The 26,240-nt window shown below is 54.4% G+C and carries 22 protein-coding genes; 10 read left to right on the plus strand and 12 right to left on the minus strand.

The window, feature by feature from the left end; all coding sequences use genetic code 11:
• Positions 1 to 78: 78 nt before the first annotated feature.
• Positions 79 to 1,779, plus strand: coding sequence for an SgrR family transcriptional regulator (locus FFS28_RS07560; RefSeq protein ID WP_137849199.1), 1,701 nt, complete (start codon positions 79 to 81; stop codon positions 1,777 to 1,779).
• A 66-nt stretch (positions 1,780 to 1,845) separates the two neighbouring features.
• Positions 1,846 to 2,541, plus strand: a complete 696-nt coding sequence (queC, locus tag FFS28_RS07565) for a 7-cyano-7-deazaguanine synthase QueC (RefSeq protein WP_058609290.1) — start codon at positions 1,846 to 1,848, stop codon at positions 2,539 to 2,541.
• 62 nt (positions 2,542 to 2,603) lie between these two features.
• Here queC and FFS28_RS07570 read toward each other — a convergent pair whose 3' ends face one another.
• The 9 genes from FFS28_RS07570 to bolA all read right to left on the minus strand — a co-directional run bounded on the left by FFS28_RS07570 (position 2,604) and on the right by bolA (position 12,972).
• Positions 2,604 to 3,002, minus strand: coding sequence for a YbgC/FadM family acyl-CoA thioesterase (locus FFS28_RS07570; protein ID WP_006176913.1), 399 nt, complete (start codon positions 3,000 to 3,002; stop codon positions 2,604 to 2,606).
• 99 nt (positions 3,003 to 3,101) lie between these two features.
• Positions 3,102 to 3,482 carry a helix-hairpin-helix domain-containing protein gene (locus FFS28_RS07575; protein WP_137849200.1) on the minus strand — a complete coding sequence of 127 codons (381 nt, stop codon included), beginning with the start codon at positions 3,480 to 3,482 and terminating at the stop codon, positions 3,102 to 3,104.
• Positions 3,483 to 3,630: 148 nt separating this feature from the next.
• Positions 3,631 to 5,505, minus strand: a complete 1,875-nt coding sequence (gene ppiD / locus FFS28_RS07580) for a peptidylprolyl isomerase (RefSeq protein WP_137849201.1) — start codon at positions 5,503 to 5,505, stop codon at positions 3,631 to 3,633.
• A 212-nt stretch (positions 5,506 to 5,717) separates the two neighbouring features.
• Complete coding sequence (gene hupB, locus FFS28_RS07585; protein WP_002444653.1) at positions 5,718 to 5,990, minus strand: nucleoid-associated protein HU-beta; 273 nt, start codon at positions 5,988 to 5,990, stop codon at positions 5,718 to 5,720.
• 210 nt (positions 5,991 to 6,200) lie between these two features.
• Positions 6,201 to 8,555, minus strand: coding sequence for an endopeptidase La (gene lon, locus FFS28_RS07590; RefSeq protein ID WP_006176909.1), 2,355 nt, complete (start codon positions 8,553 to 8,555; stop codon positions 6,201 to 6,203).
• Positions 8,556 to 8,739: 184 nt separating this feature from the next.
• Entirely contained in the window at positions 8,740 to 10,014 is a 1,275-nt protein-coding gene (gene clpX / locus FFS28_RS07595) for an ATP-dependent protease ATP-binding subunit ClpX (protein ID WP_006176908.1), read from the minus strand.
• 126 nt (positions 10,015 to 10,140) lie between these two features.
• Positions 10,141 to 10,764 (minus strand): ATP-dependent Clp endopeptidase proteolytic subunit ClpP, encoded by a 624-nt coding sequence (gene clpP / locus FFS28_RS07600; RefSeq protein ID WP_014069126.1) that lies wholly within the window; start codon positions 10,762 to 10,764, stop codon positions 10,141 to 10,143.
• A gap of 259 nt (positions 10,765 to 11,023) precedes the next feature.
• Positions 11,024 to 12,322, minus strand: a complete 1,299-nt coding sequence (gene tig / locus FFS28_RS07605; protein ID WP_006176906.1) for a trigger factor — start codon at positions 12,320 to 12,322, stop codon at positions 11,024 to 11,026.
• Between the two features lie 332 nt (positions 12,323 to 12,654).
• Positions 12,655 to 12,972, minus strand: a complete 318-nt coding sequence (gene bolA, locus FFS28_RS07610) for a transcriptional regulator BolA (RefSeq protein WP_047051135.1) — start codon at positions 12,970 to 12,972, stop codon at positions 12,655 to 12,657.
• A 305-nt stretch (positions 12,973 to 13,277) separates the two neighbouring features.
• On the opposite strand from bolA, the gene FFS28_RS07615 reads away from it, so the two are divergent.
• The 7 genes from FFS28_RS07615 to cyoE all read left to right on the plus strand — a co-directional run bounded on the left by FFS28_RS07615 (position 13,278) and on the right by cyoE (position 20,642).
• The gene (locus FFS28_RS07615; protein WP_137849202.1) at positions 13,278 to 13,856 is read left to right on the plus strand and encodes a lipoprotein; all 579 of its coding nucleotides are present in this window, start codon (positions 13,278 to 13,280) and stop codon (positions 13,854 to 13,856) included.
• 46 nt (positions 13,857 to 13,902) lie between these two features.
• Positions 13,903 to 15,378: a muropeptide MFS transporter AmpG gene (ampG, locus tag FFS28_RS07620; RefSeq protein WP_137849203.1), complete on the plus strand. Its 1,476-nt coding sequence runs from the start codon at positions 13,903 to 13,905 to the stop codon at positions 15,376 to 15,378.
• Between the two features lie 479 nt (positions 15,379 to 15,857).
• Positions 15,858 to 16,805 carry a cytochrome o ubiquinol oxidase subunit II gene (cyoA, locus tag FFS28_RS07625; protein WP_006176902.1) on the plus strand — a complete coding sequence of 316 codons (948 nt, stop codon included), beginning with the start codon at positions 15,858 to 15,860 and terminating at the stop codon, positions 16,803 to 16,805.
• 16 nt (positions 16,806 to 16,821) lie between these two features.
• A complete protein-coding gene (gene cyoB / locus FFS28_RS07630; RefSeq protein ID WP_137849204.1) occupies positions 16,822 to 18,813 on the plus strand; it encodes a cytochrome o ubiquinol oxidase subunit I in 1,992 nt (663 codons plus the stop codon).
• The gene (locus FFS28_RS07635; RefSeq protein WP_006176900.1) at positions 18,803 to 19,417 is read left to right on the plus strand and encodes a cytochrome o ubiquinol oxidase subunit III; all 615 of its coding nucleotides are present in this window, start codon (positions 18,803 to 18,805) and stop codon (positions 19,415 to 19,417) included. The genes cyoB and FFS28_RS07635 overlap by 11 nt, the downstream gene beginning before the upstream one ends.
• On the plus strand, positions 19,417 to 19,743 hold the full coding sequence (locus tag FFS28_RS07640; protein WP_006176899.1) for a cytochrome o ubiquinol oxidase subunit IV: 327 nt from the start codon (positions 19,417 to 19,419) through the stop codon (positions 19,741 to 19,743). Before FFS28_RS07635 ends, FFS28_RS07640 begins: the two co-directional genes overlap by 1 nt.
• Positions 19,744 to 19,754: 11 nt before the next feature.
• A complete protein-coding gene (gene cyoE, locus FFS28_RS07645; protein ID WP_006176898.1) occupies positions 19,755 to 20,642 on the plus strand; it encodes a heme o synthase in 888 nt (295 codons plus the stop codon).
• Positions 20,643 to 20,682: 40 nt separating this feature from the next.
• On the opposite strand, the gene fucU is transcribed toward cyoE, so the two are convergent.
• Genes fucU through FFS28_RS07660 form a run of 3 tightly spaced genes read right to left on the minus strand, consistent with a single transcriptional unit; the run spans position 20,683 to position 24,331 of the window.
• Positions 20,683 to 21,111 (minus strand): L-fucose mutarotase, encoded by a 429-nt coding sequence (gene fucU / locus FFS28_RS07650; RefSeq protein ID WP_137849205.1) that lies wholly within the window; start codon positions 21,109 to 21,111, stop codon positions 20,683 to 20,685.
• Positions 21,104 to 22,510, minus strand: coding sequence for an L-fuculokinase (fucK, locus tag FFS28_RS07655; RefSeq protein WP_474210113.1), 1,407 nt, complete (start codon positions 22,508 to 22,510; stop codon positions 21,104 to 21,106). The genes fucU and fucK overlap by 8 nt, the downstream gene beginning before the upstream one ends.
• A gap of 42 nt (positions 22,511 to 22,552) precedes the next feature.
• A complete protein-coding gene (locus FFS28_RS07660) occupies positions 22,553 to 24,331 on the minus strand; it encodes an L-fucose isomerase (RefSeq protein WP_102891347.1) in 1,779 nt (592 codons plus the stop codon).
• 408 nt (positions 24,332 to 24,739) lie between these two features.
• On the opposite strand from FFS28_RS07660, the gene FFS28_RS07665 reads away from it, so the two are divergent.
• Positions 24,740 to 26,239, plus strand: coding sequence for a sugar ABC transporter ATP-binding protein (locus tag FFS28_RS07665; protein ID WP_137849207.1), 1,500 nt, complete (start codon positions 24,740 to 24,742; stop codon positions 26,237 to 26,239).
• The last annotated feature ends 1 nt before the right edge of the window (position 26,240 follow it).

Raw genomic sequence — 26,240 nt, forward strand, 5'->3', positions numbered from 1 at the left:
ATTAACTTGTGCATCAGTATTGCGTGAGATATACGGAAGTAATAGTGAATAGATGATAATTATTGTTCCGGGTTTCTTATGCGCCTGCTTAACCGTCTCAATCAGTATCAACGCCTGTGGCAGCCCTCCGGTGGTGCACCACAGCAGGTCACCGTCAACGAACTTGCTGGCCGCTGTTTTTGCAGCGAGCGGCACGTGCGTACGCTGCTGCGCCAGGCGCAGGAGGCGGGCTGGCTAAGCTGGCGTGCGCAGTCCGGCCGCGGCAAGCGCGGTGAACTGACGTTCCACGTCACCCCGGAGTCCCTGCGTAATACGATGATGGAAGAGGCGCTGAAAAGCGGGCAGCAGCATAATGCGCTCGAGCTGGCGCAGCTTGCCCCTGAGGATTTGCGCGCCCTGCTGCATCCGTTTATGGGTGGCCTTTGGCAGAACGATACGCCCGTATTGCGCATCCCCTATTACCGCTCACTGGACCCGCTAACGCCCGGCTTTTTGCCCGGCCGGGCGGAGCAGCATCTGGCAAGCCAGGTTTTTTGCGGATTAACCCGCTTTCACGACAGCAGCAATGAACCGGCGGGCGATCTGGCGCACCACTGGGAGGTCTCTCCCGACGGGCTGCGCTGGCATTTTTATATCCGCTCCACGCTACACTGGCACAACGGCGATAAAGTCGACACCGCCCAGTTGCAACAAAGCCTGCTGGGGCTGCTGGCCATGCCCGCCCTGCAAAAGCTGTTTCAGAGCGTTTTGCGCATTGAAGTGACGCATCCTCAGTGCCTGACGTTTATGCTGCATCGCCCGGATTACTGGCTGGCGCACCGGCTGGCAACCTACTGCAGCCGGCTTGCGCACCCTGACCAGCCGATGACGGGCTGCGGTCCGTTCAGGCTTACCCTGTATGATGCGGAGCTGGTCCGTCTTGAAAGCCATGAGCAGTACCACTTGAACCACCCGCTGCTGAAAGCGATCGAGTTCTGGATCACCCCACAGCTTTTCGATTCCGGGCTGGGAACAAGCTGTCGCCACCCGGTTCAAATCGCCATTGGCGAACCGGACGAGCTGGCCAGTCTGCGGCTGGTGAGTAACAGCACCAGCCTCGGCTTTTGCTATCTCACGCTTAAACAGGGCGGCCGCCTCAGCGAACGCCAGGCGAAACGGCTGGTCAATATCATCCACCTTTCCACGCTCCTGCACACCCTTCCGCTGGACGAGGGGTTAATCACCCCTACAGAGGAGTTGCTTCCCGGGTGGCGCATTCCCGAGTGGCCGGACCTCACCGACGTGCCGCTGCCGCAAACGCTGACGCTGGTTTACCATCTTCCCGTTGAGCTACACACCATGGCGAACCAGTTGAAAGCGTATCTTTCCCGGCAAGGCTGTGAGCTGACCCTGATTTTTCATGACGCTAAAAACTGGGATGGATGCCCGGCCCTGGCGCAGGCCGACATCATGATGGGCGATCGTTTGATTGGCGAAGCGCCAGAATATACGCTCGAACAGTGGTTACGCTGCGACCCGCTGTGGCCGCATCTGTTAAGCGCGCCGCAGTATTCGCACCTGCAGGCGACGCTGGACGCGGTGCAAACGCAGGTGGATGAGCAGGCAAGGCACGCCGGGCTTAAAGCGATATTCAGCCAGCTGATGGAAAATGCGGTGCTGACGCCGCTGTTTAACTATCAGTACCGGATCAGCGCCCCGCCGGGCGTCAACGGGATACGGTTGAATACCCGGGGCTGGTTTGACTTCACCGAAGCCTGGCTTCCGGCCCCCAAATCGTGAAGGGGCTGGTCGCCGCCATGGCCAGGCGGTAACATAACGTTTTTACCGTAACTGTCGAGATGATTTATGAAACGTGCCGTCGTCGTGTTCAGCGGAGGACAAGATTCCACTACCTGCCTGATTCAGGCCCTTCATCAGTACGATGAAGTTCACTGTGTCACTTTCGATTATGGTCAACGCCATCGCGCGGAAATCGACGTTGCGCGCGAACTGGCCCTGAAACTGGGCGCACGTGCGCACAAGGTGCTGGACGTTAACCTGTTAAACGAACTGGCCGTAAGCAGCCTCACCCGCGACAGTATTCCGGTACCTGATTACGAACCCGACGCCAGCGGCATCCCGAACACCTTTGTGCCGGGCCGTAATATCCTCTTTCTGACCTTAACCGCGATCTATGCATACCAGGTTAAAGCCGAAGCGGTGATCACCGGCGTGTGTGAAACCGACTTTTCGGGCTATCCGGATTGCCGCGATGAGTTCGTCAAAGCATTGAACCACGCGGTAAACCTTGGCATGGCGAAAGAGACGCGCTTCGAAACGCCGCTGATGTGGCTCGACAAAGCCGAAACCTGGGCGCTGGCAGACTACTGGGGCAAACTGGACCTGGTGCGCAGTGAAACCCTGACCTGCTACAACGGCATCAAAGGCGACGGGTGCGGCCAGTGTGCGGCCTGTAACCTGCGTGCTAATGGCCTGAACCACTACCTGGCCGATAAACCCGGCGTGATGGCCGCCATGAAGCAAAAGACCGGCCTGAAATAACCGGGCATTACACCGTGCTGCCGCCACGTTAACGCCGACAGCACGGTGATATCTATCTCACCTTACACGATCATCAACTCCAGCTTTTCACGTAACTCCCCTTCCAGCGGCAGCGCTTTTTGCGTTTTGAGATCGATGCACACAAAGGTGATCAGGGCATCGGCCACCACCTGCCCTTCTGGATCCAGCGTCACCACCTGGCTTAGTACACCGCTTTTTCCGTTTAGCTGCTGGACCTGGCTGGTCACGGTCAGGACATCGCCCAGCACGGCAGGACGCCGGTAGTTGATATTAATATTGACGACCACAAACGCGATGTTGTGTGCGGTCAGCCACTGAAAACTGTCGCTGTTTTCCAGGCCATCCCAGCGAGCCTCTTCCAGAAATTCGAGATAGCGAGCGTTATTGACGTGCTGGTACACATCTAGATGGAAACCGCGTACTTTGATTTTTGTCTGCATAGCGCAAAAGCCTTTACTGTAGTTATAGGTTCAGAGGTCATAACTGGTATGACCTCTTTATCCTGGCAAATTTTTGCCGCCGTGCAAGTTATTGTGCGATTACAACGTCAGGTGTGAGAGGTTGCGCTCAACCAGCGAGCTCCCCATGCCCGGGACCTGTTTCAGATCGTCGACCGTTTTAAATGGACCGTACTCTTCCCGGTAGCTGACGATCGCCTGGGCTTTTTTCAGGCCGACGCCGTTCATCGCGCGGGCAAGATCCTCTGCCGATGCCGAATTGATGCTCACTCGCGTGCCGTCATCCTCCGCGCTTTTACCCGCGTCAGTGGCTTTCATTTGCCCCTGCGCCTGTGCGGTTGAATCAGATTTGCTCTGGGCGGCCTGCGTTTTAGCTGCGGGCGTTGACGCCAGCGCGCCTGCGCTCATCCCGGTGGTGGCAATAGCCAGGGTAATAAGCAGTGCTTTGATTCCACGTTTCATGCTGTTTTCTCCTTGTTTGTTGACAGCCACATCACGATAGCGACAAGGGAAAACAGGCACAAACGGCAGATAACAGAAATGGAAAAGGCCGCGAAAGCGGCCTTTAGGTTTTGCAAAGCGTTACGAAAATCTGCGAGCAGCGACGTAATTATTGCTGCTGCGTGATGACGTCGCCGAGCTTAATTTTGGCTTCTTTACGCAGGTTGCTCATCATCGCTTCAAACGTGATCTGAGCGTTGTTCTGGGTGATACCCTGAACCATCGCTTTTTTCTGTGCGTCCGGCAGCGTTCCCGCTTTCACTTCATCCAGCGCCAGCAGAACCACGTTACCCTGCATATCGGTTGCAGTGCCGTAGCCTGGCTTGCCTTTCGCTGGCTGGCTCAGGCTGAACGCCGCCTGGCTGACAGGATCCTGACCGGTACGGCTCAGCGTTTTCGCTTCACCGAAGCTCAGACCCGCCGCTTTCAGCGCCTCATCACCTTTGCCCGCTTTCAGAGCGGCCAGCAGTTTTTCAGCGTCCAGCTTCGCCTGCTGCTCGGCTTTGCTGTGTTTAACCTGGGCAATCACCTGGTCTTTCACCTCAGCCAGCGGTTTCACCGCTTCAGCTTTATGATCGGTCACGCGCAGCACGAAGGCACGGTCACCGTCGACGGTAATGATGTCTGAGTTGCTACCCGGCGCACCGTTTTCGCCCACCAGACCACCGTTGAAGATGGCATCAGAAACCGGCTTGAAGTTCAGCTCTTCCGGCAGGTTGTCATGGCCGAACCAGCCCGTCTCAACGGCTTTCACACCCGCGGCCTGCTCTGCACCCGCCAGAGATTCGTTATCGTTGCTCGCGGCATCGCTCACTTTCTGCTGCAGGGCGTAGAAGGCATCCAGCGCTTTTTCCTGCTTCACTTTGGCCGCGATCTCATCGCGCACCTCAGCCAGCGGCTTGGTTTTCGCGGCCTGAACATCGTCCAGACGCGCCACGAGGAAACCAACGGAGGATTTAATCACGCCAGAGAGCTGGCCTTTGTCTTTCAGACCGGCGTTTTTCAGCTCGTCCGGGGTCGTTGCCGCTTCCAGCCAGCCCATATCGCCGCCATTTTTGGCAGAGATGATGTCGGTGGATTTTGCTTTCGCCAGCGTCGCGAAATCGGCACCTTTGTTCAGCTCGTCGAGAACGGCTTTGGCATCGGCTTCGGTTTTGGTCTGGATCACGCTGTAGCGGTTACGCTGCGGCTGGGTGAACTGATCCTGGTGCTGGTCGTAGTAAGACTGAATGTCCGCATCTGAGGCATTCCCCTGCAGAGCGGCGGCATCCAGCTTGATGTAGCTTACGCGGAACTGCTCAGGCGCAACGAAAGTATTCTTGTTCTGCTCGTACCAGGCATTTACTTCGGCGTCGCTCACCTGCTGCTTCGCAGCCAGGGCGTTGACGTCGATAGTCGCTTCACGCACAACGCGCTGTTGCGCCACCAGCGCAGCCAGTTCGTCCGTTTCACCTTTGAGCATGAAATCCGTGCCTACAACGGCATTGATGAGCTGCTGGGTGGTCAGTTGGTTACGCAGCGCCTGCGCATACTGGTCTGCCGTCATCCCCATCTGATTAACGATGCTGTTATAACGAGCGTTATCGAATTTCCCGTTAGACTGGAATGCCTGCGTCGAGAAGATCGCTTTTTTGACCTGCTCGTCGCTGATCCCCAGTCCCAGATTTTTGGCATACTGGTCAAGCAGCGCTTCATCGATAAGACGGTTCAGCGTCTGCTGGCGCAGGTTATTCATGTAGCCTTCGTTTGCAGCCAGTTCAGAGAATTGATCGCCCAGCTGTTGCTGCATACGGTTACGTTCACCGGCGAAAGCATTCTCAAACTGCCCACGGCTAATTTCCTGGCCATTCACTTTTGCGGCATAGTTGGCGCCACCGCCGATGAGGTAGCTACTCACGCCGGTCAATATGAACGACACGATAATGATACCGAATATAATCTTGAGCACGAGACTGTTAGCAGCCGTGCGTAAGCTGTCCATCATGGTGTAACAACACTCCGCTGTATGTGACTGGTTACCTGACGCTAACGGAAAATCCTGACCGCTGCGCGTAAAGGCGTATTGTGACAAGAAACCAGTGCGATTGTCAGCCCACAACTCGCATAAACTCGCATAAATCAGGCCTGGACAAACAAAAAAGGCACATCGAATGATGCGCCCTTATACTTTTCGGCTTCCCTTAAGCGGGAAAGCAATCAGTTTACTGCGTCTTTCAGCGCTTTACCTGCACGGAAGCCCGGCACTTTAGCGGCAGCAATAGTGATCTCTTTACCGGTTTGAGGGTTACGGCCAGTACGGGCAGCACGCTCTTTAACAGCAAAAGTACCGAAACCAACCAGTGCAACGTCGTCCCCAGCCTGCAGAGATTCAGTAACAGAAGCAATTAAAGCATCTAACGCACGTCCAGCTGCAGCTTTAGAAATATCAGCACCAGCAGCAATTTTGTCAATCAGTTGAGATTTATTCACTGTTCTCTTCCTCTCTTTATAATTTATATCGCGCCTGAATCCTTCACAACGCGACCGCGCAGCAGTTATATCAGGCCTGCCATGACCTTACAACACCCGTTGTTGATGGCTGGCCCGATCAGCAATCTAAATTAGCTATACAAAAAAAGGCTGGCAAGTACGAAATGACTTACCAGCCTTGTTTTTATTGACGCTCTTTGCGCGAGGTCACTATTTTGCGGTTACAACCTGCATTCCGGAGGGTTCATTCTGCAGTGCGAGAGTCAGAACTTCCTCAATGCGTTTCACCGGATGGATCTGAAGATCGGCAATAACGTTATCCGGAATCTCTTCCAGGTCACGTTTATTTTCGTCCGGAATTAATACGGTTTTGATCCCACCACGGTGCGCCGCCAGCAGTTTTTCTTTCAATCCACCAATTGGCAGAACCTGGCCGCGCAGGGTGATTTCACCGGTCATCGCCACATCGGCACGCACCGGGTTACCCGTCAGGCAAGAGACCAGCGCGGTACACATCGCGATACCGGCGCTTGGGCCGTCTTTCGGCGTTGCCCCTTCAGGAACGTGAACGTGGATGTCGCGTTTTTCGTAGAAATCAGGATTGATACCCAGTTTCTCCGCACGCGCACGCACCACGGTCAGCGCTGCCTGAATGGATTCCTGCATCACTTCACCCAGCGAGCCGGTGTAGGTCAGCTTGCCTTTGCCCGGTACACAGGCGGTTTCGATGGTCAGCAGATCGCCGCCCACTTCCGTCCATGCCAGACCAGTAACCTGGCCCACGCGGTTCTCGTTGTCGGCACGACCGTAGTCGAAGCGCTGAACGCCAAGGTACGCATGCAGGTTGTCGCCGTTAATCTCAATGTGCTTCAGGCTCTTATCCAGCAGCAGCTGTTTCACCGCTTTACGGCACAGCTTAGAGATTTCACGCTCAAGGCTACGCACGCCCGCTTCACGGGTGTAATAGCGAATGATGCCAATAATCGCGCTGTCATCAACGGTCAGCTCGTTGGCTTTCAGGGCGTTACGCTCAATCTGCTTCGGCAGCAGGTGCTGCTTAGCGATGTTCAGCTTTTCGTCTTCGGTATAACCGGACAGACGGATCACTTCCATACGATCCAGCAGCGGAGCCGGAATATTCATGGAGTTGGAGGTCGCCACGAACATCACATCGCTCAGGTCGTAGTCCACTTCCAGATAGTGATCGCTGAACGCCACGTTCTGTTCTGGATCAAGCACTTCAAGCAGTGCAGATGCCGGATCGCCACGCATGTCCGAGGACATTTTGTCGATCTCATCGAGCAGGAACAGCGGGTTTTTAACCCCCACTTTCGCCATCTTCTGGATCAGTTTACCCGGCATGGAGCCGATATAGGTCCGACGGTGACCGCGGATTTCCGCTTCATCACGTACGCCGCCCAACGCCATGCGGATGTACTTACGTCCGGTCGCTTTCGCGATGGACTGGCCCAGAGAGGTTTTACCTACCCCTGGCGGCCCAACCAGACACAGGATTGGCCCTTTGATTTTGTTTACACGGCTCTGTACCGCGAGGTACTCAAGAATGCGGTCTTTCACGCGTTCCAGGCCGTAGTGGTCGGTATCCAGGATTTCCTGCGCCTGACGCAGGTCTTTTTTGACCTTGCTGCGGGCGTTCCACGGAACCTGTACCATCCACTCAATGTAGCCACGCACAACGGTCGCTTCAGCCGACATTGGAGACATCATTTTCAGCTTCTGCAGTTCTGCTTCGGCTTTCTCTTTCGCCTCTTTCGGCATCTTCGCCGCGTCGATTTTACGCTTCAGCGCTTCGTTTTCGTCTGGCGCGTCGTCCATCTCGCCCAGTTCTTTCTGAATGGCTTTCATTTGCTCATTCAGATAGTACTCACGCTGAGATTTCTCCATCTGCTTTTTCACGCGGTTGCGAATGCGCTTCTCAACCTGCAGCAGATCGATTTCAGACTCCATCATCGCCATCAGATATTCCAGACGTTCATTAACGTCGGACATCTCCAGCACGGACTGCTTGTCCGTCAGCTTCAGCGGCATATGCGCTGCGATGGTGTCAGCCAGACGTGCAGGATCGTCAATGCTGTTCAGCGACGTCAGCACTTCTGGTGGGATTTTCTTGTTCAGCTTGATATAGCCTTCAAACTGGCTAATCGCGGTGCGCACCAGCACTTCCTGCTCGCGCTCATCAAGCTGTGGCGAATCAAGGTACTCTGCCTTCGCAGAGAAATGCTCGCCATTGTCAGACAGAGTGGTAATACGCGCACGCTGCAGCCCTTCTACCAGCACCTTAACGGTGCCGTCAGGCAGCTTCAGCATCTGCAAAATAGAGGCCACGGTCCCGACGGTGAAAAGATCGTTTACACCCGGCTCATCCGTTGATGCTTCTTTCTGGGCAACCAACATGATTTTTTTATCATGATCCATGGCGGCTTCGAGGCAACGGATAGATTTTTCCCGCCCTACAAATAAGGGTATGACCATGTGCGGATAAACCACCACATCGCGCAACGGCAATACGGGGATTTCAATGCGTTCAGAACGCTCAGGATTCATAGAGCTCTCTCTTAGTTTAGTGTCCGCCAGGTAAACTGGTCATGTAACTGTGCTTCACACAACCATTAACATGTAATCCAGTATATGGGGATGTATTCCATACATTCAACGCCATGAATAAGGAAAAAATAAAGGGGAGATAAAATCCCCCCTTTTTGATTAACTGCTTGTATGAATTGGCGAATTATTCGCCAGATGCCTGCTGCGCTTCCGGCTTACCGTAAATCAGCAACGGTTTGCTTTGACCGCCGATAACTGACTCATCAATCACCACTTTCTCGACATCTTCCATGGACGGTAAATCGTACATGGTGTCGAGCAGCGCCGCTTCGACGATAGAGCGAAGACCACGGGCACCGGTTTTACGGATCATGGCTTTCTTCGCAATCGCGTCCAGCGCTTCGTCACGGAACTCCAGCTCAACGCCTTCCAGGTTAAACAGCGCCTGATACTGCTTGGTCAGGGCGTTTTTCGGCTCTTTCAGGATCTGGATCAGCGCGTCTTCGCTCAGCTCGTTCAGCGTGGCGACAACCGGCAGACGACCAATAAACTCAGGGATCAGACCAAATTTGATCAAATCTTCTGGTTCAACCTGTGAAAGCAGCTCGCCTTCGTTCGGTTTTTCGGACGTGGATTTCACCGTCGCGCCAAAACCAATGCCGGAGCCGGTTTCAACACGGTGAGAGATCACTTTATCCAGACCGGCGAACGCACCACCACAGATGAACAGGATCTTGGAGGTATCAACCTGCAGGAACTCCTGCTGCGGATGTTTACGTCCACCCTGCGGTGGAACCGCGGCAACGGTGCCTTCGATCAGCTTCAGCAGAGCCTGCTGTACGCCTTCACCCGATACGTCACGGGTGATAGACGGGTTATCTGACTTACGGGAGATCTTGTCGATCTCATCGATGTAGACAATCCCGCGCTGTGCTTTCTGAACGTCGTAATCGCACTTCTGCAGCAGTTTCTGAATGATATTTTCAACGTCTTCACCCACGTAACCGGCTTCGGTCAGCGTGGTAGCATCGGCCATGGTGAAAGGAACATCCAGCAGGCGTGCCAGCGTTTCAGCCAGCAGTGTTTTACCGGAACCCGTCGGCCCGATCAGCAAAATGTTACTTTTACCCAGTTCAACACCATTACTGGTGTCGCCGTTACGCAGACGTTTATAGTGGTTGTACACCGCAACGGCCAGCACTTTCTTAGCCTGCTCCTGACCGATGACATAGTCGTCAAGATGATGACGAATCTCATGCGGTGTTGGCAGTGCGCTGCGTTCACGGTGAGGCGCTACTTCTTTAATCTCTTCGCGAATGATGTCGTTACATAAGTCGACACATTCGTCGCAGATATACACGGACGGCCCGGCAATCAGTTTACGCACTTCATGCTGGCTTTTGCCGCAAAAAGAGCAGTACAGCAGTTTGCCCGAACCATCTTTGCGTTTATCTGTCATGAGTCCAAACCTCTTTTTAAGTTCTTTGTGCCGCACATGACGACGCAAATGCCATTCTCAGACGCAAGCTGTTTACAGCAGCGTGCCGCCCTACCTTAGTATAGCGGCACACTCGCGTCGCAGGCATCAATTACGATGGGTCAAAACGGAGTCGACTAAGCCGTACTCAACTGCCTCTGGTGCAGAGAGGAAGCGATCGCGCTCGGTATCGCGCTCGATCTGCTCAAGAGATTGACCCGTATGCTGCGCCATAAGTTCATTCATGCGCGCTTTTACTTTCAGAATTTCGCGGGCGTGGATTTCAATATCCGTTGCCTGACCCTGGTAGCCGCCCAGCGGCTGGTGGATCATCACGCGGGAATTTGGCAGGCAGAAACGCTTACCTTTGGCACCCGCGGTGAGCAGGAATGCCCCCATGGATGCCGCCTGACCCATACAAATGGTGCTTACATCCGGCTTGATAAATTGCATGGTGTCATAAATGGACATCCCCGCCGTAATAACCCCGCCAGGCGAGTTAATGTACAGGTAGATGTCTTTTTCCGGGTTTTCCGCTTCCAGAAACAGCATCTGCGCCACGATCAGGTTAGCCATATGGTCTTCGACCTGGCCGGTCAGAAAGATAACGCGTTCCTTGAGCAGACGGGAATAGATATCAAAAGAACGCTCACCACGTGAGGTCTGTTCAATAACCATTGGCACCAGAGCCATATGGGGTGCAAAGTTATCTCGTTCGCCACTGTATGACATGTCCGTCTCCTGGATCTAAATTGAAAACACCTGCTGTACTGATTGTAACCTCATGGACGGATTATCAGCCAGTCTCATTGATCGTGATTACATACTTATGGGGTTCGCAGTGCTCTATTTCAAGCATAACAACCTTTTGTTGATACGCTATCACTGAAAGGGCGTTTTCGCACTCTTCCTGGCCTATCGCTGCGATAAAAAAAACCCGCCGCCGTGAGGCAACGGGTTTTTTGTTCAAACTTTAAACGTTGAGGCGAAATTACGCCTGCTGGTTCATCAGTTCGGTGAAGGAGGTCTCTTTTTCGGTTACTTTCGCTTTCGCCAGTACCGCTTCAACAGCCTGCTCTTCCAGTGCGACGTTGCGCATGTTGTCCATCAGCTCTTTGTTCTTACCGTAGAACTCAACAACTTCTGATGGATCTTCGTACGCGGAAGCCATCTCTTCGATCAGGCCTTTCACACGCTCTTCGTCAGCTTTCAGCTCGTGGGTACGAATCACTTCGCCCAGCAGCAGGCCAACAACAACGCGGCGTTTCGCTTGCTCTTCGAACAGTTCGCGAGGCAGTTCCATCGCTTGCTGCTGGTTGCCACCGAAGCGCTGTGCAGCCTGACGGCGCAGAACGTCGATTTCGCCGTCGATCAGGGCAGCAGGAACGTCGATTTCGTTCGCTTTCACCAGGCCTTCGATAGCCTGAGATTTCACACGGTTACGTACAGCACCGTTCAGCTCGCGTTCCATGTTTTTACGCACTTCGGCACGCAGACCCGCGATAGAACCATCTTCCACGCCGAAACGTTTGATGAATTCTTCAGTCAGTTCTGGCAGCTCGCGTTCTTCAACTTTCTTCAGGTTGATCACGAACTTCGCTGCTTTCCCTTTCAGGTTTTCAGCGTGGTATTCTTCCGGGAAGGTCACGTCGATGGTGAACTCTTCGCCCGCTTTGTGGCCTTTGATACCGTCTTCGAAGCCTGGGATCATACGACCCTGGCCCATTGCCAGTACGAAGTCAGACGCTTTGCCGCCTTCAAACTCTTCGCCATCTACGGAACCGGTGAAGTCGATGGTTACGCGGTCTTCAGCGTCAACTGCGCCTTCTTTGTCTTTCCAGTTCGCCTGCTGCTTGCGCAGGGTATCCAGCATGCCGTCAACGTCTTCGTCAGTCACGGAAACGATCGGTTTTTCAACTTCGATGGATTCCAGACCTTTCAGCTCAACTTCCGGGTACACTTCGAACTCTACGGAGTAGGTGAAGTCTTCGCCCATTTTGTATTCGCCTGGCACGTAGTTTGGCGCACCGGCTGGATTAATTTTTTCTTTGATGATGGCATCAATAAAGTTGCGGCTCATCAGTTCACCCAGCACATCCTGACGCACGGAAGCGCCATAACGCTGAGCAACAACATTCATTGGTACTTTGCCCTTACGGAAGCCGTCAATACGTACTTTTTTTGCTACGTTGACCAGCTCGCTTTTCACAGCAGTTTCGATGCTGTCAGCAGCGATAGTAATCGTTACACGGCGGCCAAGGCCTTGAGTGGTTTCAACTGAAACTTGCATCTTGTTACCTCAAAAAAATCACAGTGCTCGGTCAACTCTGAATCTGTCTGTTTTACCGGGATGCTCTCTCAATGTGCAGATTTACATTCCCTGTCGCCAGAATCATCCCGAAGACATTCAATAAGACGCGGCATTATAGCGGCATCACTTAGGTGAGTCGAGAACGGTTGGGGCATGTTGCTGCGGCTTTTTTCACACTTTAAGGCTATTTTTAGCCTTAAAAATGCGCCATGCGCTCAAAACTCAGACAAAACAAAACGGCCCGGAGGCCGTTTTGACGAAATCTTTAAGCAACATACTGGAAAAACTCCAGCGGTTGCAAATCCGATTTATCAGGCTATGCTGCCCGCACCGCGACAGGGTGGTGAGGCAAAGACCGTATCCTGCAGGCCTTCCCATTCCTTAATGGTATAGGTGTGCAATGCCAGCGCATGTACGGTTGTGGAGAGTTCTTCCGTCAGGGTACTGTAGATTAAGCGATGACGATTCAGGAAGCGCTCTCCCGTGAAACGATCGCTCACCAACACCACTTTGAAGTGGCTTTCAGAACCTGCCGGTACGTTATGACGATAGCTTTCGTCGACGACTTCGAGGAACACAGGGTTAAACGCTGCCCTTAGTTTTTCTTCTATCTGTTCACGTATCATCATGAAATTACTCCTCCGACAACGCTAAGATGTCACCCATCCCTTTAAATATTAGCCGCTTTTACCGTTTCCATTACACCTTGACAACAAATATTTAGCTTTCATCCGATTTTCTCAGTCAAACGAATGAAGTTAACGATGAGACTCATGCGATTTGCCCATAACGGGCGGAGAAAAGCGGTGGGCCGGTCAGTTTTCGGACAAGGCGATGAATTTACATGCGTTGACCACTTCCCCTCGTCGTTGGCGATGTTATGATGACGACAAATTTTCTCGCTAAATGCTTACGATTCGTTGAGAACCTCAAAATGTTAAAAAAAATCTTCTTTCCGTTGGTAGCACTTTTCATGCTGGCAGGCTGCGCAACCCCGCCAACCACCATTGATGTGACGCCAAAAATTACTCTTCCTCAGCAAGACCCGAGCCTGATGGGCGTGACGATCAGCATTAACGGTGCCGACCAGCGTCAGGATCAAGCCCTGGCGAAAGTGACCCGTGATAACCAGCAGGTTACGCTGACCGCTTCCCGCGACCTGCGTTTCCTGCTGCAGGAAGTGCTTGAGAAGCAGATGACCGCTCGCGGTTACATGGTTGGCCCAAGCGGCGCGGTAGATCTGCAGATCATCGTGAACAACCTGTACGCTGACGTTTCCCAGGGTAACGTGCGTTACAACATTGCCACCAAAGCTGACATCGCGATCATCGCAACGGCGAAGAATGGCAACAAGATGAACAAAAACTACCGTGCCAGCTACTCCGTTGAAGGCGCTTTCCAGGCCTCTAACAAAAACATTGCTGACGCGGTTAATAGCGTGCTGACTGACACCATTGCCGATATGGCTCAGGACACCAGCATCCACGAGTTTATCAAGCAGAACGCCCGTTAATCCTGCTCACTGACCCGGCGGTTAGCCGGGTCAGACTTAGAAGAACATGTCGAGTCACTACTTACGCATTTTCCAGCAGCCTAAATCAGCTATCTTGCTGATCCTCGGTTTCGCCTCAGGTTTACCGCTCGCGCTCACGTCAGGCACGCTGCAAGCCTGGATGACCGTTGAGAACATCGATCTTAAAACCATTGGTTTCTTCTCGCTCGTGGGCCAGGCCTACGTGTTTAAATTCCTGTGGTCGCCTGTCATGGACCGCTATACACCGCCGTTCCTGGGGCGTCGTCGCGGCTGGTTGGTCATCACTCAGATTCTGCTGCTGCTGGCCATCGCCGGTATGGGCTTCCTGGAGCCGACAACGCAGCTGCGCTGGATGGCCGCGCTGGCGGTGGTTATCGCCTTCTGCTCCGCGTCGCAGGATATCGTTTTTGATGCCTGGAAAACGGACGTCTTACCTGCCGAAGAGCGTGGGGCGGGAGCCGCCATCAGCGTGTTGGGTTATCGGCTGGGGATGCTCGTGTCCGGTGGGCTGGCGCTCTGGCTGGCCGACCGTTACCTTGGCTGGCAGGGCATGTACTGGCTGATGGCCGCCCTGCTGATCCCCTGCATCATCGCGACCCTGCTTGCGCCCGAACCGAGCGATGTGATCCCGGTTCCACGCTCGCTGGAACAGGCCGTTGCCGAACCGCTGCGTGATTTCTTTGGCCGTAACAATGCCTGGCTCATCCTTCTGCTGATTGTCCTTTATAAGCTGGGCGATGCGTTTGCCATGAGCCTGACGACCACCTTCCTGATCCGCGGCGTTGGTTTTGATGCCGGTGAAGTTGGCGTGGTGAATAAAACGTTGGGGCTGTTTGCGACCATCCTCGGCGCGCTGTATGGCGGCGTCCTGATGCAGCGCCTGAGCCTGTTCCGCGCCCTGCTGATCTTCGGCATCCTGCAAGGGGCATCGAACGCGGGTTACTGGCTGCTTTCCATCACTGACAAACATATGATCAGCATGGCGACCGCGGTGTTCTTTGAAAACCTCTGCGGCGGAATGGGAACCGCGGCCTTCGTCGCTCTGCTCATGACCCTGTGCAACAAGTCGTTTTCCGCCACGCAGTTCGCCCTGCTCTCGGCGCTCTCCGCCGTGGGCCGCGTTTATGTCGGGCCGATTGCGGGCTGGTTTGTTGAAGCGCACGGCTGGCCGACGTTTTATCTCTTCTCCGTGATTGCTGCCGTACCTGGAATATTACTGCTGCTGGTGTGTCGCCGGACGCTGGAATATACCCAGCGGACAGACCACTTTATGCCGCGCACCGAATACCATCGCGTCTACCGTTTTGCATTGCGTCTGTTAATGGTGGGCTGCCTTGCGCTGGTGCTGTGGCTTGCAGTACTGATTATCAACGCCACAACCGCGTTGTCACTTCCGTTTGATACCCTTCTGCTGGACGTGGGTGCGCTGCTGGCCGTTGCCGGGATCCTTCTCGGCGGCATGCTTGATTTTCTGGCATTGCGTAAAACGCAGATGACCTGAAGAAAAAAGCGAAAGGTTATTTCCCGTTGTAATCACGAGACGAAATTATAACGGCGAAATAACCGACGGCGGCTAAAAAAAATATTTGTTGTTTTGTGCGGGATAGTTTTTGGAAATTATTGGAGCCAAATCCAAAACGCTATTTTCCGTTAACCGATTCAGCATTTGAAAGATTGATTTTTCGTTTTTTAATTGTCTTTATATTGATAATTAATTGTTAATTTTTTGTATATTTTTGACAATGGTTATACCAATTGTCCCTTTTGAGCTATGCTTGGGGATCCTTTCGTAATAAAGCCCGTGGCACGCGGCTTCTGTCTTAAAAAGCGACACAATCTGCAACACTTGTGACATGCACGGCAGAACCCGGTAACACCTTCCTGACACAGGCCTAATGATGTTTACAGTAATGTAACCTTCCCGTAAAATGCCCCCACACTTTAAACGCCACCAGACTCCCGTGGAATTGAGGTCGTTAAATGAGACTCAGGAAATACAATAAAAGTTTGGGATGGTTGTCATTATTTGCAGGCACTGTATTACTCAGCGGCTGCGATTCTGCACTACTAGACCCCAAAGGACAGATTGGACTGGAACAACGTTCACTGATTCTGACGGCATTTGGCCTGATGATGATTGTGGTTATCCCGGCCATCTTGATGGCTGTTGGTTTCGCCTGGAAGTACCGTGCGAGCAATAAAGATGCGAAGTATAGCCCTAACTGGTCACACTCCAATAAAGTGGAAGCTGTGGTCTGGACGGTGCCTATTCTGATCATCCTGTTCCTTGCCGTACTGACCTGGAAAACCACTCACGCGCTTGAGCCAAGCAAACCGCTTGTTCACGATGAGAAACCTATTACCATTGAAGTGGTCTCCATGGACTGGAAATGGTTCTTCATCTATCCGGAACAAGGCATTGCTACCGTGAATGAAATCGCCTTCCCGGCGAACACTCCGGTTCAGTTCAAAGTGACCTCCAACTCCGTAATGAACTCCTTCTTCATCCCGCGTCTGGGTAGCCAGATCTATGCGATGGCCGGTATGCAGACCAACCTGCACCTGATCGCTAATGAAGCAGGCACCTACGACGGTATCTCCGCCAGCTATAGTGGCCCGGGCTTCTCGGGTATGAAGTTTAAAGCTATCGCTACGCCAGACCGCGCCGCGTTCGACCAGTGGGTTGAAAAAGCGAAGCAGTCGCCAAACACCATGTCTGACATGGCGGCGTTCGAAAAAGTGGCTATTCCAAGCGAATACAACAAGGTGGAGTACTTCTCTAACGTGAAGCCTGATTTGTTCAAAGACGTTATTGGCAAATTTATGGACCACGGTAAGAGCATGGACGTGACCCAGCCTGAAGGTGAGCATAACGCACACCAGGGGATGGAAGGCATGGACATGAGCCACGCGGAAACCGCTCACTAAGGGGCCGAGGAAGAAAATGTTCGGAAAATTGACACTGGATGCAGTGCCCTACCATGAACCCATTATCATGGTTACGGTGGCTGCCATTATCATCGGTGGTGCGGCCTTAGTTGGCCTGATCACTTACTTCGGTAAGTGGAGCTACCTGTGGAAAGAGTGGCTGACTTCGGTTGACCACAAAAAACTCGGTATCATGTACTGCATCGTCGGTATCGTCATGTTAATTCGTGGCTTTGCGGATGCAATCATGATGCGTAGCCAGCAGGCACTTGCTTCTGCGGGTGAAGCTGGCTTCCTGCCGCCGCACCACTACGACCAGATCTTTACCGCCCACGGCGTTATCATGATCTTCTTCGTAGCGATGCCGCTGGTTATCGGTCTGATGAACGTGGTCATTCCGCTGCAAATCGGCGCGCGCGACGTAGCGTTCCCGTTCCTGAACAACCTGAGCTTCTGGTTCACGGTTGTCGGCGTTATTCTGGTAAACCTGTCACTGGGTGTGGGCGAATTCGCACAGACCGGCTGGCTGGCCTACCCGCCGCTTTCGGGAATTGAGTACAGTCCTGGCGTAGGTGTCGACTACTGGATTTGGGCGCTTCAGCTCTCCGGTGTTGGTACAACCCTGACCGGTATCAACTTCTTCGTGACCATTATCAAGATGCGTGCCCCTGGCATGACCATGTTCAAGATGCCGGTATTTACCTGGGCATCTCTGTGCGCCAACATCCTGATTATTGCATCATTCCCAATTCTGACCGTCACCGTCGCGCTGCTGACCCTGGATCGCTATCTGGGCACCCATTTCTTCACGAATGACATGGGTGGCAACATGATGATGTACATCAACCTGATTTGGGCATGGGGTCACCCGGAAGTGTACATTCTGGTTCTGCCAGTGTTCGGTGTCTTCTCCGAAATCGCAGCAACCTTCTCGCGTAAACGCCTGTTTGGCTACACCTCGCTGGTGTGGGCAACCGTGTGTATTACCGTACTGTCGTTCATCGTTTGGCTGCACCACTTCTTCACCATGGGTGCGGGCGCGAACGTAAACGCCTTCTTCGGTATCACCACGATGATTATCGCAATCCCTACCGGGGTTAAGATCTTCAACTGGCTGTTCACCATGTACCAGGGTCGTATCGTGTTCCACTCAGCGATGCTGTGGACCATCGGCTTCATCGTCACCTTCTCTGTAGGGGGTATGACCGGTGTACTGCTGGCGGTACCAGGTGCGGACTTCGTACTGCACAACAGCCTGTTCCTGATTGCGCACTTCCATAACGTTATCATCGGTGGCGTGGTCTTCGGCTGCTTCGCTGGCGTAACCTACTGGTGGCCAAAAGCGTTCGGTTTCACCCTGAACGAAAAATGGGGTAAACGCGCGTTCTGGTTCTGGATCATCGGCTTCTTCGTTGCCTTTATGCCGCTGTACGTGCTGGGCTTCATGGGTATGACCCGTCGCCTGAGCCAGCAGATCGATCCGCAGTTCCACCCAATGCTGATGATTGCAGCAGGCGGTGCGGTGCTGATTGCCTGTGGTATTGCGTCCCAGCTGATTCAGTTCTACGTCTCTATTCGCGACCGCGAGCAGAACCGTGACCTGACCGGTGACCCATGGGGTGGCCGTACGCTGGAGTGGGCAACCTCTTCCCCACCTCCTTTCTATAACTTCGCCATTGTGCCGCAGATCCACGAGCGCGACGCATTCTGGGAAATGAAAGAAAAAGGTGAAGCGTACAAGCAACCTGCTCATTACGAAGAGATCCACATGCCGAAAAACAGCGGTGCGGGCATTGTGATTGCCGCCTTCGCAACGGTATTTGGTTTCGCAATGATCTGGCACATCTGGTGGCTTGCGATTGTTGGCTTTGCTGGCATCGTCATCAGCTGGATTGTGAAGAGCTTTGACGAGGACGTGGACTACTACGTACCAGTCCGTGAAGTTGAAACGCTGGAAAAACAGCATTTCGACGAGATTTCTAAAGCGGGGCTGAAACATGGCAACTGATACTCTGGCGCACTCAACTGCCCACGCGCATGAACATGCGCACCACGATACAGGACCGATGAAAGTCTTCGGTTTCTGGATCTACCTGATGAGCGACTGCATTCTGTTCTGCTGTCTGTTCGCGACCTATGCCGTTCTGGTGAACGGCACGGCGGGCGGCCCGACCGGCAAGGACATTTTTGAACTGCCGTTCGTGCTGGTAGAAACCGCACTGCTGTTATTCAGCTCCATCACCTACGGCATGGCGGCGATCGCCATGTACAAAAACAACAAGAGCCAGGTTGTCTCCTGGCTGGCGTTGACCTGGTTGTTTGGTGCTGGGTTCATCGGGATGGAAATCTATGAATTCCATCACCTGATCATGGAAGGTTTCGGTCCGGATCGTAGCGGCTTCCTGTCAGCGTTCTTCGCGCTGGTGGGTACCCACGGTCTGCACGTCACCTCGGGTCTTATCTGGATGGCTGTACTGATGTTCCAGGTATCCCGTCGCGGCCTGACCAGCACAAACCGCACGCGTATCATGTGCCTGAGTCTGTTCTGGCACTTCCTGGACGTGGTGTGGATCTGTGTGTTCTCTGTAGTGTATCTGATGGGGGCGATGTAATGAGTCATTCAAACGATCATGGCGCTTCCCACGGTAGCGTAAAAACCTACATGACAGGTTTCATCCTGTCGATCATCCTCACGGTGATCCCGTTCTGGATGGTGATGAGCGGTTCTGCGTCTAAGCCGGTTATTCTGGGTGCAATCCTGGTGACCGCGGTGATTCAGATTCTGGTGCATCTGGTTTGCTTCCTGCACATGAACACCAAGTCCGATGAAGGCTGGAATATGACCGCCTTTATCTTTACCGTGATTATCATCGCTATCCTGGTAGTCGGTTCCATCTGGATTATGTGGAACCTCAACTACAACATGATGGTTCACTAAGAGCGGCGAGTATGTTTAAGCAATACCTGCAAGTAACGAAACCAGGCATCATCTTTGGCAACCTGATCTCCGTGATCGGAGGGTTCCTGCTGGCCTCCAAAGGCAGCATCGATTACACCCTCTTTGCTTCCACGCTGGTGGGTGTGTCACTGGTTGTTGCGTCCGGTTGTGTATTTAACAATTACATCGACATGGATATCGACAAGAAGATGGAGAGGACCAAAAATCGGGTGCTGGTGAAAGGCCTGATCGCCCCTTCCGTCTCGCTGGTGTACGCCACCTTGCTGGGTATTGCTGGCTTTATGCTGCTGTGGTTTGGTGCTAACCCGCTGGCCTGCTGGCTGGGGGTGATGGGGTTCGTGGTATATGTGGGCGTTTATAGCCTGTATATGAAACGTCACTCCGTCTACGGCACGCTGATTGGTTCACTCTCCGGCGCTGCGCCGCCGGTGATTGGCTACTGCGCCGTCACGAACGAGTTCGACAGCGGTGCGCTCATCCTGCTGGCTATCTTTAGCCTGTGGCAGATGCCGCACTCCTATGCCATCGCGATTTTCCGCTTTAAGGATTATCAGGCAGCGAACATCCCGGTTCTGCCGGTTGTGAAAGGCATTTCAGTGGCCAAGAACCACATCACGCTCTACATCATCGCTTTTGCCGTGGCAACGCTGATGCTCTCTCTGGGCGGTTACGCTGGATACAAATATCTGGTGGTGGCGGCTGCGGTGAGCGTCTGGTGGCTCGGCATGGCGCTGCGTGGCTACAAAGTGGAAGATGATAAGGTCTGGGCGCGCAAGCTGTTCGGCTTCTCCATCATCGCCATTACCGCACTCAGCGTGATGATGTCCGTGGACTTCATGGTACCGGATTCACACAGCCTGCTGACATACGTCTGGTAAGTGTGCTGAATTGAAAAAGCCGGGTTGAACCCGGCTTTTTTTATGCCTGCGGCGTCACGCCTTTCTTCAGTAAAATATTGCCGTACTTCGCCGTCTCGCCCGTCACGACGATGGCAAATGCCTGCTGCGCCCGTTGGTAAAACGCGTAACGGTCGATGCGCACGATCCCCTCCCCTTCTTCGTTGCCGAATAATGCCTGGCGGTACCGCGCCTCGACCGCAGCATCAAGCGTATCCCCTTCCACGGGTGCCATCATCACCAGCGGCGGGGCATAGCTGTCGAGTTCAAAAAGCGGGATGACGGCAGCCAGTAAATCGCTCACCCGCAGGCCGTCGGCGCGAATAACCTCTGGCCCGAGACTATGCGCGGGAAAATGGGCGTCCGCAAAAATAATCTCATCTCCGTGCCCCATTTCCGCCAGGGTTTTAAGCAGCGCGGGTGAGATCAGCGGTGATATCGTTTTAAGCATGGTTTTTTCCCTCTGGATAAAAATAGCGGTAGCGATACTCCACGCAGGCCCGAGCCGCAACGGCACTGGCGGCCTCTCCGGTGCCCCACCAGCCGTACAAGGCCGCACCAAGCACCGTCGTTTCACCCTCATCAAGCACTTTAACCGGGATCCCGAGGGCATCGGCTTTAAGCTGATTCCACAGCGCATTACGGCTGCCGCCGCCCACCAGCAGAAGCTCGCGCGCCGTAAACTGCGCGATGTCCTCCAGCGCGCCCAGGTTATCTTTCAGTCGCGCCGTCAGCCCCTCCAGCGCCGCGCGGTAAAAGTGGGCAGGCGTGGTGTTGAGCGTCACGCCCTGCCAGCCGGCGAGCGGGGAATCGAGCAGTTGCGTATTCATCGTCACCCCGTCCGCACCCCTCGGCAGCTGCGCCACCTGAGAAAGGATGGTGTCCCAGCTCGTATCAGGAGACCAGAACAGGCTGCGGATCCACTCCAGCACGCCGGATGCCATGTATTGCGTGCCCGGATTAAACAGCCCCGGCTGGCTGTCCAGCTCACAGGTCGCCCCGGGATAGTGAATGAGCGACGCGGTGTTTACGCGCGACGTGCGCGCCATCAGGATCTCCCAGGTCCCCGAAGAAAGAACCGCTTCATCAATCCCCGCCCCCGCGCCAAACAGCGCAAACTGCGTGTCATGCCCGGCGGAGATCACCGGCACGCCGGGAGGCAACCCGAGCCGAGCCGCCGCGACGGGCTGCAGCTCGCCGATTACGTCACCGGGGTAGACCAGCGCCGGGAAAAGCGAAGGCGCGATCCCCGCCTTCGCGAGAATCGCTTCGCTGAACCGCTGCTGAGCGAGATCGAACATCTGGCTGGTGCCCGCCATGGTGAAATCGGTGGTCATTTTGCCCGTCAGGCGATGGTTGATCAGCGAGGAGATAAAGAGCCAGGCATGGGCGCGCTGCAGCAGGTCGGGACGGTTTTCCCGCAGCCACAGCACTTTGTATAACGTGTTAAAACTAAACTGCCCTACCCCGGTTATTCGCTGCAGCTCTGCCGGGGAGAAGCGTCGGGACGCATTTTCCATCACCGCGACCGTGCGCGGGCATTTCCAGCTGATCACCGGGTAAAGCAGCTCTCCCGTCTCATCCACCAGCGCGCCATCCACCCCGAAGGTGGTGACGCTTATGCCGCACAGCCGGTACGTACTCAGGACCGCGCCGATCGCCTGACAGCATTGGGCAAATCGCTGCATGATGGCGTCCAGCGACCACTGATGCCATGCCGGATTTTCAGCCGCGCTTTCGCTGGCGTTTGCGACAGCCGCACGCGCCACAATCTTCCCGTCAGGATCGAGCGCAATGGCGCGCACGTTGGTCGCGCCACAGTCGAGAACCAGAAAGCATTTTTTCATTATGGCCCCCACAGGTTGCCCGCCCGGACAGGCGGGCAGTCAGGGTTAACGTTTGTACAGCGGTCCGTAGTTTTCGCAGGCGCGGTAGTCCTGCCCTTCGACGTCCATTCCGTGCGCACCCCAGGCCGTCGGGCGGTAAATCTGCGCGTCCGGCACGTTATGCATGCACACCGGAATACGCAGCATGGATGCCAGGGTGATGAAGTCGGCCCCGACGTGTCCCACGGTCAACACCCCGTGGTTCGCCCCCCAGTTTGCCATCACCGAATAGACATCGCTGAACGGGCCTTTCCCGGTAAGACGCGGCGCAAACCAGGTCGTCGGCCAGGTGGAGTCCGTACGCTTGTTCAATACGTCGTGCACCGCGTCGGGCAGATCGACGCTCCAGCCTTCTGCGATTTGCAGTACCGGGCCAATGCCCTTAATGATATTCACCCGGGTCATGGTAAACGGCACGCCACCGCGGGTGAGGAAATGAGACGAGAAGCCACCGCCGCGGAAATATTCATGCACCGCCGGACACCAGCGGGTCGCCGCGAGGCAGGCATCGGCCTCCTGCTGGGTCATCTCCCAGTGCGGCTTGAGGGTCGGTTTCCCGTTAGCATCTTTCTGCTCGGCCGTACCGTCGAGCGCAGCCGAACCGGAGTTAATCAGGTGGATAATGCCGTGCTCCGCAAGCCCGGTAAGCTTCTGGCCGGTCACACGCGCCACCGACTCCGGGGACCAGAAGGTGCGCACGTCGGCAAAAATTTGTGCCGTCCCCGTCATCAAATGGCCAAACAGCATCGCCACGCCGTTCAGGCTGTCGTTTTCGGTTGCCACCAGGCAGGGCTGGCGAATGCCGTTCCAGTCGAAGGAGCTGTTGAGCAGCGCTTCTGCGGTATCGCCGTTCGGGTAGTGATCCGTCCAGTGGCGCTGCCCCTGGAAGCCGGAGACGATGGCGTTATAGCCCAGCGACTCCTCCACGCGTCCAGCATCGGCCAGCTTCGCGTTGCCCTGCATCATGTCGCGGATACACATCGCCATCAGCAGGCTTTCGCGCAGGATCGCTGCGTTTTGCTGCTCATCGCGCCGATACTGTTGCGCATTTTTGTCCTCGCCAAAGCGGAAATGCGCGTTCGCCCAGCCCAGCGCCAGCTCAAGCTCCTGCTCATCGTAGATCTTATGATCGATGCGGCGACGCAGTTCAGTCATGTCCACGGCCTGGACCTTCATGCCAAGCCAGGATTCAAAGAAGTTATGATCGACAATCGAGCCGGCAATCCCCATCGAGACGCCGCCGATGGAGAGATAGCTTTTCCCCTTCATGCTGGCAACCGCCAGGCCCGCCCGGGCGAAGCGCAGCAGTTTTTCTTCTACGTCAGCGGGGATACTCTCGTCCCCTGCGTCCTGCACGTTGTGACCATAGATCGAAAACGCCGGGATGCCCTTCTGGTTGTGCGCCGCCAGCGCCGCCGCCAGATACACCGCGCCGGGGCGCTCGGTGCCGTTAAAGCCCCAGATGGCTTTCGGACGCAGGGGATCCATATCAATGGTTTCGCTGCCATAACACCAGCAGGGCGTCACGGTTATCGTCAGGCCAACGTGCGAAGTGCTGAACTTCTCCTCACAGGCCGCCGACTCGGCCATACCGGCGATGCAGGTATCGGCAATCACGCATTCCACAGGCGTTCCGCAGGGATGGCGGAGTTTTTCGCTCAACAGCGCCGCCGTTGCCTTCGCCATGTTCATGGTCTGCGCTTCCAGAGATTCGCGTACACCCAGCCGACGGCCATCGATAACGGGTCGGATGCCAATACGGGGTAACGCTGTTTTTGTTTTCATAGCCCTTCCTCACGTTGGTTAACCTCTCCGTTTCATGGGGCGTAGCCGTACAAAATGCGCATCGACAGCACCGTTGACCGAGAGATGTGAAATTTGCTAACTCGAATTAGCTTAGGTTTTGCACTGAAAACGAGACAAGAGAATTGTGCAGGATCTGTGAGCAGTTTCACGATGAGCGGTCAAAATTCGATCGACGTCAGGTATTACGATTCAGCAAAAATAGCATTATTGGATATTTATCAATAGGTTAATAAATTACCTTTGCACAGCGTCACAATTTGAATACAAATGATTTGGCTAAATTCTGACCCTAAAATAGCTTTTAAGGACGCAAGCTAAGTCGAGTTAGCTTACTTATAAAACCGTTATGCCAGTGATTCATTGCCTTTCCAACACAGGAATCTTGCAATGTCAGAAACTCTTATACAGATGAAGCGGATAACGAAACGCTTTCCCGGCGTTCTTGCGCTGAGCCAGGTTGATTTTGATTTACGTCGCGGCGAGGTGCATGCCCTGCTGGGCGAAAACGGCGCCGGTAAATCGACGCTGATGAAAATTCTGTCCGGCGTGTATCAACCTGATGCGGGAGAGATCCTGTTTGAAGGCCAGCCGGTTTCATTCAGCGATCCGCTCAGCGCCCAGTTGGCGGGTATTACCATCATCCATCAGGAATTCAATCTCTTTCCCGATTTAACCGTCGAAGAGAATATCTTTATTGGCCGCGAGTTTTGCAAAAACAGCCGCTGGCAGCTCGATAAACGTGCGCAGCGCCAGGCGGTTGAGAAAATACTGCAAACCCTGAATTTAAAGATTGCTCCGGATGCCCGGGTCAGTGATTTAACCGTGGCTCAGCAACAGATGGTGGAAATTGCCAAAGCCATTTCCGTTAACGCAAAAGTGCTGATTATGGATGAGCCCACCGCCGCGCTGACCGAGAGCGAAATAGAGAGCCTGTTCGAGGTGACGCATATGCTCAAGGCCCAGGGAACGGGCATCGTCTACATCTCGCACCGCCTGGAGGAGCTGGCGCTGATTGCCGACCGCGCCACGGTAATGCGCGACGGGCAGTACATCGCCACCGTCGATTACGACAGGGTGCAGATTAGCGAGCTGATCGCCATGATGGTGGGCCGCAATCTCGACAATATCTATCCCAAACGCCCACCGCATCAGCGCACTGAGAAAGTGCTTGAGGTAACTGGCCTGACGCGCAACGGCGTACTGAAGGATATCGATTTTACCCTCTGGCGCGGGGAGATCCTCGGCCTGGCCGGTCTGATGGGTGCGGGCCGGACGGAGCTTGGCAGAGCGCTGTTTGGGGCCGATCCGATCGACGGCGGCACCCTGACGCTGAACGGCACGCCAACCCGCATCAAAGACGTGGCGGACGCCATTGGCAAAGGCATCAGCTATTTAACCGAAGACCGCAAAAAAGAGGGGCTTGCCCTCGGCCTCTCCGTTGAAATGAACATCATGCTCGGCAATTACCCGGACTATTCCGGCGTGGCGGGCAACGTTGATGAAAAACGCTGCCGGGCGTCCAGCCAAAAACTGGTGGATGCATTGCGAATTAAAACGCCGCATCTGGAACAGGCGGCCCTCAACCTCAGCGGCGGCAATCAGCAAAAGATCATCATCGCCCGCTGGGTCTGTAAAGACACCGACATTTTAATTTTTGATGAGCCAACCCGGGGAATAGACGTCGGCGCCAAGCTGGAAATTTATGAATTAATGAACCGCCTTGTCGCTAAAGGTAAATCGATCATCATGATTTCATCCGAACTGCCGGAAGTGTTGGGCATGTGCGACCGCATCCTGGTGATGCGCAGCGGTCGTATTGCCGGCGAAATAGAGGCTGAGCACGCCACTCAGGAAAAAATCATGCAATACGCCACGCTGGAGGATTAAT

The sequence above is a fragment of the Enterobacter sp. 2VL genome (assembly GCF_005503595.1).
GTDB classification, from domain to species: Bacteria; Pseudomonadota; Gammaproteobacteria; order Enterobacterales; family Enterobacteriaceae; genus Enterobacter; species Enterobacter cancerogenus.